This window comes from Streptomyces regalis (assembly GCF_001509475.1).
GTDB lineage: Bacteria > Actinomycetota > Actinomycetes > Streptomycetales > Streptomycetaceae > Streptomyces > Streptomyces regalis.
The window spans coordinates 1-13,560 of record NZ_LLZG01000243.1; the positions used below are offsets into that span (position 1 = coordinate 1).

Below are 13,560 nucleotides of genomic sequence, written 5' to 3' on the forward strand. Positions count from 1 at the left end.
CCCCTGGGGGCGGGGGCCGGGGTGGCCTTCGCGGCGCGGGTGGCGACCGGGGCGTTTGATTCCTCCGTGGGTTCGGAGGTCTCCGACTGGCGCGAGGTGGGCTGCGGTTCGGGGGCGGCCTCGTCGGCGGATGCGTCGGGATTCGTGCTCGGTGCCAGGGTGTCGGCGGCAGGGGCCTCCGCGGTGTCCGGCCGGCTCGGGCCGGGGGCGAGGCCCTCCGACTCTGTGGTGGCGGTCGCTTCGGCGGCGGGGCGCGGCTGGCGGGGCCGGGGGACCGCGGCGGCTGTCTGGCGGACGGCGCCCGCGCCGCCGAGGGCCTTGGCCTGGTCCACGGAGGTGGACACGGTCTCCGGAGCCGAGGGTTCGGCCGCGGGGTGCGGGGCGCCCTCTCCTCCGGCGGAAGTATCGCTTCCCGGTTCCGCCGTTTCGGGGTCAGGGGTGGTCGGCTCCGGAGTGGTGTCCTCCGGGGCCGGGCTCGTGTCGCGAGCGCCGCCTTCGGTCTCGGGGGCCGGGGTGTCCTCGGGAGCCGGGCCGATCTCCTGGTCGAGGGGCTGCTCGTCCTGCAGGTCACGGGTGGCCTGCTCGGCCGCTTCGTCCGGGAACGCGGCGTCGCTGACGTCCGCCTCGGCGTCCTCCTGGGCGGTTTCCGCCTCCCGCTGCTCCTCGACCTTGTCGGCCTTGGTGGGCGGTGGAGCCGGGAAGCTCGGGGCCTGCTGCTCGGTGCTGGATCCCGGGGTCAGCTCGTCGGCGGTGGGGACGCCGGAGACGTCCAGGTCGGAGCTGGGGAGGAAGTCGTCGGGCTTGAGTTCGACGTCCCAGGCGCTGTTCTTCTTGGGCTCCGCGTCCTGGGCCCCTTCGGAGCCGGGATCGGCGATGTCAGTCTCGGACATCGCGTCGGGGTCGAGGCCGAGGGGGAGCTCGTCTTCGGCGGGTTCGTCGGACTCCCCGCCCTGGGCGCTCTCCTGGTCGCGGGTCGCGGCCTCGTCCTCGGCCTCCGTTTCCTTGCCCGGGGTGACGGATTCGGACGGGCCGTCCTGTTCCTTGTCCTCCGACTCCTGCTTCTGCTCCTCCTCGCGGGTCCTGCGCTCCTCGCGTGCGTCCTTGTCCCCCTCGGCGTCCTGCTCCTCGCTGGCCGCCTCGGACTCGGCGCTCTGCCCGGCGGACTGACTCTCCTCAGCCCGACGCTGCCCCTGCGGGGAGGCGGAGGAGGCCGAGGACGAGGGTGCGGGGACTGCGCCCCGCGCGGTGGCCTCGGCGGACTCCCGCTCCTGCTCCTCCTCTTCCCCGGACTGTTGCCGCTCGTCCTGGGCCTGCTGCTCGGGCTTCTCCTTGGCGGGCTTCTCGCGCTCGGGCCACTTGGGACGGGCCGCGTACGCCTCGCGGTAGTACTCGATCAGTTCCAGGGCGTCCGGCAGCGGCTCGGGGACGTCGGCGGGCTCGAGGTCGTGCGGGAGCGGGTCGGCCTCCTGCTCGGCCAGCCGCTCCAGCAGGCGGTCGTACTCGCTGGTGAGCAGCCGTACTTCCAGCCGGTCGAGGACGAGCTCCTGCAGGTACGGGGACATGCGGGACAGCTCGACTCGAACGCGGCCGGAGAGGTCGGCCGGGTCGCCGCGCAGGGAGCGCAGGACGCCGTTGGTCAGCCGGTCCACCAGGGTGGCCGGGTCGAGCTGTTCGGCGCGGATCCGGTCGGCGTCGACCGTGGCGTAGCGGAGCCAGCCGGGGGTGGTCTGACCCGGGTCGATGTCGGGGCCGAGGGCCGGGCTCTCGCCGCGTACGGTCTGCTGGGCGGTCTGTTCGGCCTCCCGCTCGATGGGTTCGTGGGGCAGGCTGACCGCGCCCGGGTCACGGCCGACCCGCAGCGCACCCAGGCCGTGCGGATTCTGCAGGGTGTGCAGGACCTCGTGGGCGACAAGGCGCCGGCCCTCGGCGGTACCGGGGGCGTAGGCGCCCTCCCGGAAGAAGATGTCCTGGCCGACGGCGACCGCGTCAGCGCCCAGCAGCTCGGTGAGCGCGCCCGCGTCCCGGTCGGTGTGCAGCCGTACCCGGCTGAGGTCCTGGCCGAGCTGTTCCTCCAGCTCCCGGCGCTCGCCGGGGTCCAGCGGCAACCCGGCACCGCTGACGATGTCCTTGGGCTCCGGGGTACGGGACGCGGCGGCCCGCTCCTGCTCCCTGCGCTTGCGGCGCTTGGCGGCCGCCGAGGACGTACGGGCGTTCTGGCCCGCGTCGTGGGTGCTGCTCATCGGCGCCGCCCGGAGCGGTCGGCGGCGGTGTCCGGCTCCCGGCCCTGGCCCGACAGACCCGCGTGGACGGCCCGGGCCAGGGCCTGGCCGATCCTGACCGGCGAGGTGGTGGCGGGCAGGGGCGGCAGGTGGGTGAGGGCGTCGATGACGCGATCGGTGCCGTCCGCCACCAGCGGAACACCCTCGTCCCGCACGAGCCGGGTGAGTTCGCTCTGGAAGACCGCCGACACCAGGTCCGGGTCGGTGCCGGGGCCGAAGCCGCCGAGGGCCAGCTCGCCGATCTCCACTCGGACGGTGCTCTGCTGCTCGGGTGCGGGTGTCCGCGGCTCGTTCAGACCCATCCGTGCACCTCCGAGGGCGTCAGAGAGCGTTCCAGCTTCAGGTATTCGGTGCGGGCGGCGGCGAGCATGTGCCGCATCTGCAGGCGGTCGCCCTCTTCGGCGGCGAGGAAGGCACCGGACAGCGCGATGTTGCGGATCGAGCCGCCCGCCACGGTGAGCCGGGCCAGCAGATCGGGGTCGAGATCCTTGGTGGGGGCCTGGGCGGGCAGCACCCGCCGCCAGATCTCGGCGCGCTCGTCCACGCCGGGGAAGGGAAAGTCGACGACGAAGCGGATGCGGCGCATGAAGGCCGGGTCGAGGGCCTTCTTCATGTTGGTGGTGAGGATGGCCAGGCCCCGGTACGCCTCCATCCGCATCAGCAGGTAGCTGACTTCGAGGTTGGCGTAGCGGTCGTGGCTGTCCTTGACCTCACTGCGGCGGCCGAAGAGCGCGTCGGCCTCGTCGAACAGGAGCAGGGCGCCGCCGCGTTCGGCGGCGTCGAAGACCTTGCGGAGGTTCTTCTCGGTCTCGCCGATGTATTTGCTGACCACCTGGGAGAGGTCGATGATGAACAGATCGAGGCCCAGTTCCTTGGCCATCACCTCCGCGGCCAGCGTCTTTCCGGTGCCGGAGCCGCCCGCGAAGAGCGCGGTGACGCCGAGGCCGCGGCGCAGGGTCCCGGCGAAGCCCCACTCCTGGTAGACGGTGGCGCGCCGGCGGACATGGGCGACGATCTCGCGCAGGACGCGGGAGTGCCGTTCGGCGAGGACGAGGTCGCCCCAGCCTGCCTCGGGCTCGATCCGCCGCCCCAGCTCGTCCAGGCCGACGCGGGCCTCGGTGAGCCCGGCCTGCCACAGCAGTTGGGCGGCGTCCGGACCCTCCTTCCCGGCACCGGCGGTGGGCAGGTCGCGGCGGACGGTGGCGGCGGCGGAGCGGACGAGGTGCGGGGGGAGCTGGAACTGGGCTGTCAGGGTGCGGAGTTGGGCAGGCAGCACATCCGGTACGTCGGCGAGGGCGTCCTGCCAGAGGGCGAGGTGTTCATCCTCGCTGAGAGCGGGGACAGGCACGCGCTCGCCACGGGTGTGGGCGCTGGGAGCCGGTTCCTGGCTGGAAACGGCGAGCGGGACGCCGGCCGAGGCGATGAACGCGTCGGTGGCGGCGGCCTGTTCGCGTTCGAGTCCGCCGGTCTCCAGGAGGAGCGCGGCGGGCAGGAGGATCGCCTCTCGCTGCCACAGGCGGGCGAAGCGGTCGCGTTCCGCCGGGTCGGTGGGTACGTCCTCGGCCGCCATCGTGTACAGGCCGAGGCCGGTGCCGGCGGCGGCCGCGGCCGCGATGTCGGCGCGGCTGCGGACGTCGCCGCCGACGAGCTCGACGCGGAGCGGGGCGTCGGCCCGGGGCGCGGACCAGCCCGCCGCGACTCGTTCGGCGGCCCGCTTGTAGGAGACGGGGAGACTGTCCGGCGCCGGGGTGCGGCGCAGCATGCCGTGCAGGCGGGCGTCGAGGTAAGGGGAGCCGAGCAGGAAGTGCAGGATGCGCTCGTCGAGCCGGAGCCGGGTCGTCGTGAGCCGGGACTCGTCGTCCAGCTCGATCAGTCGCCAGCGGCGCAGCGGGGCGACGGGGGTGAGGGCGCTCCAGTGTGGTTCGGTCAGGGCGGCCAGGGCCAGGGCGAAGGTGGGGTGAGCACGGCCTGGGTCCCCGGTGGCTGCGGCGCACCGGTTCGCGGTGCTGGGGTCGAGCTCGGCGGCGGCGGTGAGCAGGATGACGTCGCGTTCGAAGGAGCTCAGGCTGAAGCAGGCGGTGAGGGCTTCCAGAGTGGGCGGTGCGGGGGCGGCCGTCCGAGGCCCGCCTTTATCGTCGCCATCGCTGTCGCCGTCGCTGTTGCCGCTGCGGGCGGCCAGCCGGTCGAGGCGTGCGAGGACGGCGCGCACGGCCCCGGCCAGAGCCGTGCCGTCCGTCCCGGGCCCGGTTGTCCGTGCGGTGCCCTGATGGGTGTTCATACCGTCTTCTCCCCCGCTGTGCGCACTGTGCTTCAGCTCTCCTGGTCCCCGGCCGCATCGGATACGGCCGCGTCGGATCCGGCCGCATCGGATCCACTGGTCCCGGACGGCTTGCGGGAACGAGTTGAGCCGGCCGTCTTCCTGGCGGTGGCTGTCTTGGCGGCAGCCTTCCTGGCCGGTTCAGCCTTCTTCGGCGGTTCGGCTTTCCTGGCCGCTTCAGCCTTCTTCGCCGGCTGTGCCTTCTTCTCCGGCGGCGCCTTCTTGGCAGCGGCGGGCCCCGCCGTGTCCCCCGTCCCGTTCCCGGCAGCCTGCTGTGGAACGGGGGCGGTGCCCGCCGGAGCAGGGCCTGGCGCTCCCGGCGGCGCCGGGGCGTTTGGGGCGCCGAAGGGCAGGGCGCGGACGGTGTGTTCCTCCACGGGTTTGGCCGGGACAGGCTTCTCCCGGCCCTCGATCAGCACCAGTGACCCCTGGTAGGCGACCGACAGCGAGTACGGCGTCTGGTGGAGCATTCCCCAGAGCTTGGAGGTCTCGTCGATGTCCAGCTGAGTGGGGGTGAACCGCACCCGCTGCTCCGAGTCGGCCAGGTCGCTTCCGGCCAGGTACGGCCGTTCGCCCGCCGCCGCGATCACATCGGCCGGGAGGATGGGGATCTCATGCAGCGTTCGTACGACGCAGCCGATCAGCCGCTGGCCGACCAGCTCGTTCTCCTCTCCATAGGCGCTGATCACGTAGTGCAGGTCCATGGCGGCTGCCGGGCGCTTGACCAGGGTGCCTTGGGAACTGCGGGTGGGCAGGTCGTTGTTGCGCAGGGAGGCGTTGGGAGTGACCTGGTAGAGAAAGACGGTGATGGTCGGGTCGGTGGGCGGCTCGGCCGGTGGCTTGCGGGTCTCCACGGAGACCGCCATGTCGATCTCGGGCCGCAGGTTGTTCTCGATCAACAGCGCGAGAGCCTGGGTGACATGGGCGATGGCGAGAGCGTTGCTCATGGCGTCGGTTCCTCGGTCCCTCTCGTCCTGCTCATCCGTCTCGTCCGTTCGGTACGGCTGTCCGTGCCGCTCACTGGCGTCCCCGTCCCAGGTACTCCGCCAGGCTCACCGTGGTCTCCGGCCGCCCTGTGGTCCGCGGCCGCTGCCGGCCGCCGCCCTGGGGCGTTCCGGCCGCCGTCACCTCCAGCCGCCCGATCTGCACCTGCACCACCCGCTCGGTCCCGCGTCCGGGGCGCCGGGCCGCGACCTGCCGCGCGGCGTCCCGGGCGGCCGCCGTGTCCGCGCTGCTGGGCAGTAGCGCCGACACGGCCGCTGGTGAAGCGGCGCCCGTGCCCGGGGGGATGGACACGGGCGCCGCGCTCGGGGAGGTGTCCCGCTCCGTGATCCCCCGTACTGCCGTGCGGCGCGCGGCGTCGGGGACCGGCCGGGGACCGGGCGTGATCGGCGTGGCGGGCCGCAGCAGTGACACCTCCGGCAGGGCGGGCGCATCCGGGCGGGCTGCGGCGTCGTGCGGCGCCGGGTCCCGCTCCATCCGTACGACCGTCCGCTCCCGCTCGGTGCGCACCTCGTGAACGGCCGGGTGCGCCGTGCTCTCCCGCGGCGCGGGAGAGGGGGTGGAGACGGGCCACAAGGGCTCGGTGTCGTTCGGATCCGGGGCCGCGCCCCGGACCGCCTCGATCCGTTCGAACGGCCCCGCCAGCCGAGGCCGGACGCGTGCCACGCCCGGGCGCGGCGCGGCGGCCGGTGCGTGCCGGGCGAGCAGCCGGTCGAGGAAGTCGGGCGCCGGGATGTCCCCCGGCCGGTCTCCGGAAGGGTCAGACATCCGCACACAGCTCCAGGTAGTAGCGGCGCCGCAGCGGGCTGAGCGCCAGGATCTCCGGCTCGCTCCAGCCGTACGCGGTGGCGAGCAGATGGACGTCCAGGAGCAAGTCACGTGCCCAGGCGTCCAGTTCGGTCCACAGGTAGGAGGCGATGTCCAGCTCGGCCCGGGTGGCCGCGCCGCACTCGGGGCAGGCGATGCTGAGCGTCACGTCGGCGCCCGGGTCCGCCGCTTCGACCGCCTCGGCGATCCGGCGCTGCACGGCGGCGGGCAGTTCCTCGGCCGGGACCGGGACTCCGTCCCGTGCAGCCGTCACGAGGCATCGGACGAGCAGCGCCCTGCGCGGGTCGTCGGCCCGGGCCGCGGCTGTCAGGTCGGCGACGCCGGGCACCCGGAACTCGGCCTCCCAGCCGTGCTCGGTGATCCGCACCACGGGCTCACCGCGTACGGCCAGGCTCCGGGTGAACTCCCCGGCGTCCAGCTCGAACTCCATGTCCTCGCCGCACGCGCCGCACGCCAGGCGCACCTGCATGCGCTCGCCGAACAGGGCCCGGCGCAGTGCGAACAGGTCCGCCTCACGTTCGCCCACCGGCAGCGACAGAAGCGCCTCCGGCTCGCCGCCCAGCTCCGGGCGGGCGGCGCGATGCAGCAGCAGGGCACGCCCGGCCGGTGCCCGGCCGAGCCCGGCCTCCCAGGTGGCCAGGAAGTCGGCCGCCCGAGTGATCGCCATGTCCTCCCCCGATTCCCACGTTCTTCGTCAGATCGCCTGCCGCAGATCGCCCGCCGCCAGGTCCTGTTGCGAAGATCCCGAACGCCCCGCGACGCGCTTGACCGGGTCATCCGGCTTCGCGCGAGCGGGCAGTGCCTCGACAGCACTGCGGGACCTGCCCCAGCGCCGCGGGGACCTGCCCTCCGGGTGGAGGACAGGCCTTCCGCAACAGGCCCTACGCCGGATTCAGGAACGACGGCTCCTCCGGCTCCGGCACCTCGTAGTCACGCTCCCAGCCCTCGCACTCGAGCTTCAGCGACTGGATGGCCACCGCGTTGGCGTTGGCGTCCAGCTCGCCGAGGACCTGGTACTCACTGGGCCAGGTCCGGTACAGCTTGTGTGAGACGGCGACCTGACCGGCCTCGTTGAGGACCTGGATGATGATGTCCTTGCGGAAGTCGGCGAGGGACACCTCGGAGCCGAGCCCGGCGCCGACCTGCCAGACCTTGTTGGCCCAGCGGTCGAACTCGGGGTCGTGGGTGACGCCGCGCTCCAGGGTGACGCCCTCGAACTCGGAGCGGCCCGGGGACAGCCGCGGCGAGCTGGGATCGCCGCCGTGCCGGTGCTTGACGACCTCGGTGGTCCGCTTCAGCGGACTGATCTTGCTGATGCCGGCGACCGTACGACCGTCCCACAGGACCAGGAACTTGAAGTTCTTGTACGGGTCGAAGCGATGCGCGTTGACCGTGAACTCAGCCATCGGATTCTCTCAGTTCTCCACGATTCCCCGCGCCTAGAGCGCGAACTGCCCGGACGTCTGCTGGATCTTGACGATCACGAACTCCGCCGGCCGCACGGGTGCGATGCCGACGAGGACGTTGACGATGCCGTTCTCGATGTCCTCGGCGGTCGTCGTGTCGCTGTCGCACTTGACGAAGTACGCCTCGCGCGGGGTGCCGCCCTTGAAGGCGCCCTGACGGAAGAGCGTGTGCAGGTAGGACGAGGCGGCGAGCCGGATCTGCTGCCACAGGTTCTCGTCGTTGGGCTCGAAGACCACCCACTGCAGACCGCGCTGGAGGCTCTCCTCGACGTGCAGCGCGAGCCGTCGCACCGGCACGTACTTCCACTCGCTGTCGAGCGCGTCCGAGCCCTCCAGCGTGCGCGAGCCCCACACCACCGGGCCGGTCACCGGGAAGGTGCGCAGGCAGTTGACGCCGAGCGGGTTGAGCAGGCCGGTCTCGCGGTCGGTGAGGTTGACCGTGAGCGAGTGCACGCCCGCGAGCCGCGCCTCAGTGCCGGCCGGGGCCTTCCACACACCGCGCTCGGAGTCGGTGCGGGCGATGACGCCGGCGACCGCGCCGGATGGCGGGAAGGAGCGCAGCCGGCCCGTGAGCGGGTCGGTGAGCTGCAGGTGCGGGAAGTACAGGCCCGCGTGGTTGCCGCGCACGGCGTCGAAGGCGGCGAGCCCGGCGCGTGCGGTGTCGACGCTGACCCAGGTGCTGGGCGCGTCGACCAGCAGGAAGATCCGACGCTCGGCACACAGCCGCTGGGCGGCCGAGATGACCGTGAGCGCGTCCTCGGTCTTCTCGTACGCCGCGAGCTCCGGCAGCGCCAGCAGGTTGACGTCGGCGACACCGCGCAGGGCCTGGATACCGCTCTTGTCGCCCTCGGAGCCGATGAGGTCGCGCGGGCCCGGCGCCTCGCCGTCCTCGCCGCCCTCCAGCGGGAACACCGGCGGGTTGACGGAGGCTTCCAGGCCGAGATCGTTGGCGCACTCGCCGAGGAAGCGGACGACGTCCTCGGGGTCGGTGGAGCCGGCGACGACCTGGATACGGCGGCCGAAGGCGGTGACCTCGGCGCCCGCGAAGGCGTGCTTGCCGGGCGCGTCGGGCAGGGCGCGCAGCTTGCGCTCCAGCAGCAGCGCCAACTCGGCGACGCTGCACGGGGCTTCGCCGTCGCAGTCGGGGTCGTAGAGCGTGAACTCGCGCTCCACCTCGCCGATCTTGACGGTCAAGTCGACGGCCAGGTCGGGGAGTTCGTCACCGAAGGGCTTGGAGACGGTGCCGGACGGGTCGGGGCGGCCCTCACCGACGACCTCGACGCGGATCAGCTTGGAGCCCGCGTTGATCACGGTCTGCGCGTAGCGGCCGTTGGCGGGGTCCATGGACAGGCCCGTGAAGCTCTCGCGGGCGTCACCCTTGGCGTCGTAGACGCGCAGGTTGAAGGTCTCGTCGGGGCACGGGGTGTCGTGGTCGACGGCGACGCGCAGGCCGTTGCCCCAGACGCCGGGCTCCTTGGCGTGCACTTCGAGGACCGGGCCCTCGCTGTGCCCCTCGGTGGACTTGAGGGTGACGCAGGCGGCCTTGCCGCTGCCGGCCTTGGCGACACGGACGATCACCGCGACGGTGCCGCCGTTGCCGAAGAACTGGTGAACCGCGTAGCCGACGGCGCTCTGCGCGCTCAGGCCGCCGAAGCGGCGCTCGAACTCCGTGAAGCTGGTGACGCGTACCGGCTCGTTGAGCGGACCCCGTCGGGTGTGGCCCACGAAGGCCGTCACGGACGTGGTCAAGGTCGAGATCGTGCGGGTGCTGCTGGGAAGTTCTTCGACGTAGACGCCGGGATACGTCGGCTTGGCGGCGCTGACCGCGCTCATCGGCATTCCCCCTCCTACTCCCTGTCTCGGGTACCGGACAAAGACACCAAGAGATGGCAGAGGGAGGCATTCCCGACCCGGGGCACGAAACGTCACCTATACAAGGGCGACGTCGACACGTGCACCGCACCAGTTCCCCCGTCATCACCGTGGGCGATCGACCGCACGGCTCAAGCAGCGCGCTTGTGACTCCTGATGCTCAAGTGCTCAACCCACCTTGCTGTGTTCGAAGTTGACCGAGCAAGGCGCCTTCAGGCCAGCCCGGGAGGCAGTTCGGTGAAGACCTCTTCCCGGCATCCGCACATCACGCCTGCGCGCCCCGGCCAGCTGGTTCACATTTCCCACACAGGGGGTGCCGCGACGGAGCGCCGGACGGGCCCAACCGCTCGCCGGAAGCCCCTTACACCGCCGTTCGACTGGCCGCACACTCGTGCGACCTCCGCGAGTCGTACACAACGTGCCGTGGCCGGTCTTCCGATGGTGACGCGAACTCACCCATCCACGCCCGCCCTTACAGGGCCGGTGAAATCCCGCCGCCATGTCTTGACATACGGCTGAAACGATTCGTAGCTTGGCCCATCATTTAGATGCGTGAAGTGAGTTCATGTATATGAACTCCATGGAACCATGGAGTGTGCCCATGCGGGATCGCCGACGAAGTCGCCGCCCGGCCGCCCTGCTCGCCGCCGCGGCGCTCGCGTTCGGAACGGCCGCGTGCGGCTCCGGTTCCGGCAGCGCGCGCAACGACGACCCGAACACGCTGGAGGTGTGGACCCGGAGCAACCCGGATCCCGCCGCCACCTACGAGCGGGTCTTCGCCGCCTTCACCAAGAAGACCGGCATCAAGATCGACTACCAGCCGGTCATCAACTTCGACCAGCAGCTGCAGAGCCGGGCGTCCACCAAGGACCTGCCGGACGTCATGATCAACGACACGGCGCTGATGGGCAGCTACCAGGGCCAGGGCCTGCTCAAGCCGATCGACCCCGCCTCGATCGCGGGCCACGACCAGATCACCGGCAAGACCTGGTCGTCCACGGTGGGCATCGACGGCAAGCACTACGGCATCCCGTACTCCCGCCAGGCCCAGACCCTGATGATCCGCAAGGACTGGCTGCAGAAGCTCGGCCTGAAGGCACCGACGACCTGGCAGGAGATGCTCTCCGTCGCCAAGGCCTTCGCCACCGAGGACCCGGACGGCGACGGCAAGGCCGACACCTACGGCATGGTCGTGCCGGGCAGCGCCCAGAACGGCTACGCCGCCTGGTGGGGCGCGAGCTTCCTGTGGCAGGGCGGCGCGCAGATCATCGAGCCGGACGGCAAGGGCACCTACCGGGCGGCCATGGACTCCGCCGCCGCGGTGCACACCGTGACCTGGATGAAGGACAACCTCTTCTGCGGTGACAACGGTGTCACCCAGCCCGGCGCCCTGACCGCCGTCACCTCGACGGCGACCAACTTCCAGGACGGCAACGCCGGGATGTACATGACCGGCCCGTACAACATCGCCACCTTCGACACCACGCCCGGCAAGGACAAGTACGAGGTCGTCCCCGCCCCGGCCGGCCCCGCGGGCGCGGACGTGCTGGCCGACGGCGAGAACATCTACTTCGGCGCCAGGACCGGGAAGACGAAGCAGGAGCAGGCCCTCGCCGCCTTCCTGATCTCCCCCGAGGGCCAGAAGCTCGCCATGACCGGCAAGAACCAGCCCGTCGTCCGCATCCCCGTGAACTCCACGCTGGACGCGGCGAAGGTCCGTGACGACGCCCGCTGGAGCGTCGTACAGAAGGCGTACGAGGACGCCTCGCAGCAGTTCCCGAACGCGCCGGACTTCGCGCCGATCAAGCAGGACACCGCCGACGCGCTCAACGCGATCTTCACGTACTGCGGCGGTGACGTCCGCTCCCAGCTGGGGGAGCTCAACGAGACCCTCGCCGGTGACCTCAAGGACCAGGACTTGCTGACATGACCGCTACCGTCCCCGCCCCCGCGGCGCGCAGAGTCTTCGGCGTCCTCGGCAAGAAGGCCGTCGTCCCCTGGCTCTTCCTGGCACCGGGTCTGCTGCTCGCCCTCGTCTTCAAGTTCTGGCCGATGGCCAAGGGCATCTGGCTCAGCTTCTTCGACGTACGGCCCTTCCTCGGCGACCAGTGGATCGGCCTCGACAACTACACCCGGGTCCTGGCCGACCACCGCTTCCAGGACGCCATCGGGCACACCCTGGTCCTGGGCCTCGGCCAGTCGCTCGGCGCCATCCTGCTCGGCTTCGCCCTCGCTCTGCTCCTGGAGGGCCAGGCCCGCTCGCTGAAGATCCTCCGTACCGCCGTCTTCCTGCCCGCGGTCACCGCCACCGCCGTCGTCGGTGAGCTGTGGCGGCTGATGTACTACCCGACCTCCGACGGCCTCCTCAACAGCGGCCTGCACCTGCTCGGGCTCGGGCCAGTGCAGTTCCTCGACAACCCGGACATCGCGCTGTACTCGACGATGGCCATGGGTATATGGATCTGGGCCCCGTACAACATGGTGATCCTCCTGGCCGGTCTCGCGGGCGTGGACCGTTCGCTGTACGAGGCGGCGGCCATGGACGGGGTCTCGCTGTGGCAGCGCCTGCGCTACATCACGCTCCCCGCGATCCGTCCGGCGCTCATGATCGTGCTCACGCTCGCCACGATCCGCGGACTGCGCGTCTTCACCGAGGTCTACGTCCTCACCGGCGGCGGCCCGGCCGGGTCCACCGACGTCTGGATGACCCGCGCCTACACCCTGGGCTTCACCCGCAACGACATCGGCGGCGCCTCCGCGGCCTCGGTCGTGCTGCTCTGCGTGACGCTGCTCCTCACCGTCATGGTCAACTACCTCCGTAAGAGGGGAGAAGCGCGATGAGCGCCCCCGTCATCGACCCCGTCCGGCCGACGGCCCCCGACACCCCGGCCGGACGCAGCACCAAGGCGCAGCGGACCACCCCGGCCCGCTTCGACACCGCCCTCGGCTGGAACGACAAGCCCTCTCTCGCCTGGGCCCTGCGCATCCTGCTCTGCCTGATCGCCCTCGCCGTCTTCGCGGCCCCGTTCCTGACGATCTTCTCGGGCGCATTCACACCCAACCCCAGCGGCTCCTCGCTGTCGTTCCTGCCGCACGACAGCACGCTGTTGAACTTCAAGGTGGCGGGCGAGCGCGGCATCTGGGACTACCTCGGCAACTCGCTGGTCATCGCGGGCGGCGGGCTCCTGCTCCAGCTCGTGGTGTGCACCCTCGCCGCGTACGCGCTGGCCCGGCACCGGTTCCGCGGCCAGGCGCTGATCATGATGCTGTTCATGATGACGCTGATGCTCCCCGAGGAGGTCATCGCGATCCCGCTGTCGCTGGTCCTCGGCGACGTCCCCGTGGTCCACCTGGACCTCAAGGGCACGGTCTGGGGCGTCATCCTGCCGCTGGGCGCCTGGGGCTTCTCGGTGATGATGCTGACCGAGTTCATGCGGGACATCCCCACCGAGATCGAGGAGGCCGCCCGCCTCGACGGCGTCGGTGAGCTGCGGATGCTGTGGCAGGTCGTCCTGCCGCTGTGCAAGCCGGCTCTCGGTGTGGCCGGCGTGCTCGGGTTCATCATGATCTGGGACCAGTACCTGCTGCCCCTGATCGCCGCCAAGGACCCCACCGACTACACGGTCACCGTCGCCCTGTCCATCCTGCGCACCGACCCCGAAGTCGGCTCCGGGGTGGTGCTGGCCGGTGCGGTCATCGCTCTGATCCCCAGCCTGATCGTCTATCTGCTCCTCCAGCGCTCGCTGGTCACCGGCATCGCCGCCGGGGCCACCAAGGGCTGAACCAACCCCCCACG

At 71.5% G+C, this 13,560-nt stretch carries 11 protein-coding genes; 3 read left to right on the forward strand and 8 right to left on the reverse strand.

Annotation, left to right across the window (positions count from 1 at the left end):
* From ADL12_RS24310 to ADL12_RS24345, 8 genes are all read right to left on the reverse strand, one after another.
* A partial coding sequence (locus ADL12_RS24310; RefSeq protein WP_159053271.1) for an eCIS core domain-containing protein occupies positions 1-2,240 on the reverse strand: 2,240 nt, incomplete at its 3' end.
* Positions 2,237-2,581 carry a hypothetical protein gene (locus ADL12_RS24315; protein ID WP_062705124.1) on the reverse strand — a complete coding sequence of 115 codons (345 nt, stop codon included), beginning with the start codon at positions 2,579-2,581 and terminating at the stop codon, positions 2,237-2,239. The genes ADL12_RS24315 and ADL12_RS24310, both read right to left, overlap by 4 nt.
* Positions 2,572-4,557 carry an ATP-binding protein gene (locus tag ADL12_RS24320; protein WP_062705125.1) on the reverse strand — a complete coding sequence of 662 codons (1,986 nt, stop codon included), beginning with the start codon at positions 4,555-4,557 and terminating at the stop codon, positions 2,572-2,574. The genes ADL12_RS24315 and ADL12_RS24320 overlap by 10 nt, the downstream gene beginning before the upstream one ends.
* Before the next feature lie 32 nt (positions 4,558-4,589).
* Positions 4,590-5,543 carry a Pvc16 family protein gene (locus tag ADL12_RS24325; RefSeq protein WP_062705126.1) on the reverse strand — a complete coding sequence of 318 codons (954 nt, stop codon included), beginning with the start codon at positions 5,541-5,543 and terminating at the stop codon, positions 4,590-4,592.
* Positions 5,544-5,613: 70 nt separating this feature from the next.
* Positions 5,614-6,366, reverse strand: coding sequence for a hypothetical protein (locus ADL12_RS24330; RefSeq protein ID WP_062705127.1), 753 nt, complete (start codon positions 6,364-6,366; stop codon positions 5,614-5,616).
* Positions 6,359-7,093: a T4 family baseplate hub assembly chaperone gene (locus ADL12_RS24335; RefSeq protein WP_062705128.1), complete on the reverse strand. Its 735-nt coding sequence runs from the start codon at positions 7,091-7,093 to the stop codon at positions 6,359-6,361. Before ADL12_RS24335 ends, ADL12_RS24330 begins: the two co-directional genes overlap by 8 nt.
* A gap of 214 nt (positions 7,094-7,307) precedes the next feature.
* Entirely contained in the window at positions 7,308-7,832 is a 525-nt protein-coding gene (locus ADL12_RS24340) for a phage tail protein (RefSeq protein ID WP_062705131.1), read from the reverse strand.
* A gap of 33 nt (positions 7,833-7,865) precedes the next feature.
* Positions 7,866-9,731, reverse strand: a complete 1,866-nt coding sequence (locus ADL12_RS24345; RefSeq protein ID WP_062705133.1) for a phage tail sheath subtilisin-like domain-containing protein — start codon at positions 9,729-9,731, stop codon at positions 7,866-7,868.
* Positions 9,732-10,365: 634 nt separating this feature from the next.
* Here ADL12_RS24345 and ADL12_RS24350 point away from each other — a divergent pair.
* From ADL12_RS24350 to ADL12_RS24360, 3 genes are read left to right on the forward strand one after another with little or no spacing between them, the layout of a single operon-like run.
* Complete coding sequence (locus ADL12_RS24350; protein WP_062705136.1) at positions 10,366-11,694, forward strand: ABC transporter substrate-binding protein; 1,329 nt, start codon at positions 10,366-10,368, stop codon at positions 11,692-11,694.
* Positions 11,691-12,605: a carbohydrate ABC transporter permease gene (locus ADL12_RS24355; protein WP_062705138.1), complete on the forward strand. Its 915-nt coding sequence runs from the start codon at positions 11,691-11,693 to the stop codon at positions 12,603-12,605. The genes ADL12_RS24350 and ADL12_RS24355 overlap by 4 nt, the downstream gene beginning before the upstream one ends.
* Complete coding sequence (locus tag ADL12_RS24360; protein ID WP_062705140.1) at positions 12,602-13,546, forward strand: carbohydrate ABC transporter permease; 945 nt, start codon at positions 12,602-12,604, stop codon at positions 13,544-13,546. Before ADL12_RS24355 ends, ADL12_RS24360 begins: the two co-directional genes overlap by 4 nt.
* The last annotated feature ends 14 nt before the right edge of the window (positions 13,547-13,560 follow it).

Bases quoted from the DNA above. Each gene is read 5' to 3' on its own strand.
- ADL12_RS24315 (WP_062705124.1), bottom strand. From the start codon at position 2,581: ATGGGTCTGAACGAGCCGCGGACACCCGCACCCGAGCAGCAGAGCACC.
- ADL12_RS24320 (WP_062705125.1), bottom strand. From the start codon at position 4,557: ATGAACACCCATCAGGGCACCGCACGGACAACCGGGCCCGGGACGGAC.
- ADL12_RS24325 (WP_062705126.1), bottom strand. From the start codon at position 5,543: ATGAGCAACGCTCTCGCCATCGCCCATGTCACCCAGGCTCTCGCGCTG.
- ADL12_RS24330 (WP_062705127.1), bottom strand. From the start codon at position 6,366: ATGTCTGACCCTTCCGGAGACCGGCCGGGGGACATCCCGGCGCCCGAC.
- ADL12_RS24335 (WP_062705128.1), bottom strand. From the start codon at position 7,093: ATGGCGATCACTCGGGCGGCCGACTTCCTGGCCACCTGGGAGGCCGGG.
- ADL12_RS24340 (WP_062705131.1), bottom strand. From the start codon at position 7,832: ATGGCTGAGTTCACGGTCAACGCGCATCGCTTCGACCCGTACAAGAAC.
- ADL12_RS24345 (WP_062705133.1), bottom strand. From the start codon at position 9,731: ATGCCGATGAGCGCGGTCAGCGCCGCCAAGCCGACGTATCCCGGCGTC.
- ADL12_RS24350 (WP_062705136.1), top strand. From the start codon at position 10,366: ATGCGGGATCGCCGACGAAGTCGCCGCCCGGCCGCCCTGCTCGCCGCC.
- ADL12_RS24355 (WP_062705138.1), top strand. From the start codon at position 11,691: ATGACCGCTACCGTCCCCGCCCCCGCGGCGCGCAGAGTCTTCGGCGTC.
- ADL12_RS24360 (WP_062705140.1), top strand. From the start codon at position 12,602: ATGAGCGCCCCCGTCATCGACCCCGTCCGGCCGACGGCCCCCGACACC.